The organism is Priestia sp. AB (assembly GCF_028369225.1).
In the GTDB taxonomy this organism is placed as follows: domain Bacteria; phylum Bacillota; class Bacilli; order Bacillales; family Bacillaceae_H; genus Priestia; species Priestia megaterium.
On the sequence record NZ_JAQMYN010000061.1, the window covers coordinates 1 to 664 of the forward strand.

General features: G+C 31.8%; 1 protein-coding gene. It reads right to left on the reverse strand.

Features of this window, described 5'->3' with window-relative positions:
• A partial coding sequence (locus POF52_RS30965) for a YitT family protein (protein ID WP_271998202.1) occupies positions 1-578 on the reverse strand: 578 nt, incomplete at its 3' end.
• Positions 579-664: the final 86 nt, after the last annotated feature.

Consider the following 664-nt stretch of genomic DNA (forward strand, 5'->3'; position numbering starts at 1 on the left):
TTTTTAGTAAGTAACGAAGTCGTCATTCCACCTATAAAAATTGTCGAACATGAAAAAAGAAACGTTTTAGGTCCTAATAAAGGAAGACCTGCTGTTATGATAAAACCATCTATAATTAAAATGACGATTCCTATGTTCAAAGAAAAAGCTTTTGATATAAGTTGGGCTAGTAAATCTGTTCCTCCCGTGCTTGTCTCGTATCGAAGCATAAGACCAATCCCTGTTCCAATACATACTCCTCCAAATATCACACTAGGAAAAACAGAAAGTTGAAACTGGTCTTTAATAGGCTCTAGCCAATCAATCAATAAAGAAGAAATAACTAACCCATAAAAACTATTATAAAAATAAGTTCTTTCATAAACCCAAGCAAACCAACATAATGGGAAGCCCAAAATAATCATCGTTACACCTGTAGGAAATTCAAAATAATAGTGAAGGATAAGAGCAATTCCAATTGTTCCTCCATCCAACAAATAATGAGGAACTAAAAATCCATTAATTCCTATACTTAATAATAAGCTTCCGACAAGAACAACCGGTATTTTCCGAAAAATAATAATCACCTTTTTAGTCAAATTATCTCTTACTATATGTATAAACTTTAGCTAGCTCTCATGAATGTTTTTTTATCATTTGAGCAAACTACTCAAGATTCATTAAA